The sequence below is a fragment of the Gemella sp. GH3 genome (genome assembly GCF_013415425.1).
Lineage (GTDB): Bacteria > Bacillota > Bacilli > Staphylococcales > Gemellaceae > Gemelliphila.
Map to the genome: position 1 here is coordinate 1 of NZ_JACBYC010000065.1, position 431 is coordinate 431.

Genomic DNA, 431 nt, shown 5'->3' on the forward strand with positions numbered 1-431 from the left:
CCTGTTGCAGTTGCTACAATAATCATGTCTATATCTTCTGGTTGAATTCCAGCATCTTCAATTGCTTTAACACTCGCATTGTACGCTAAGTCAGATGTGTCTTGATCTTCATCTGCCCAGTGTCTTTCTTTAATACCAGTCATTTTAGAAATCCATTCATCTGAAGTTTCTAAAAATTGTTCAAAATAGGCATTGTCTACAATGTTTTCCGGAGCATAAGCACCGAAACCTTTAATACCCACGTTCATGGTCGTACACCTTCTTAAATAAATTTTTAATACCAGGTATTAATTTAACACATTTTTGTTTTCAAACTCAAGTAGATTCATTTTTATACCTCTTTTCAAAAGTAGCGTTTTAGGCTTATCTATGACCTCAAAACCTTTAAATAGCTTAAGTGATTAATAACAACAATTTGCTCATAATAATTG

At 32.7% G+C, this 431-nt stretch carries 1 pseudogene; it reads right to left on the minus strand.

The window, feature by feature from the left end:
* Nucleotides 1–248 (minus strand): annotated as a pseudogene (locus tag HZY83_RS01635) (3-oxoacyl-ACP synthase); the annotation flags it as partial.
* Nucleotides 249–431 lie beyond the last annotated feature (183 nt).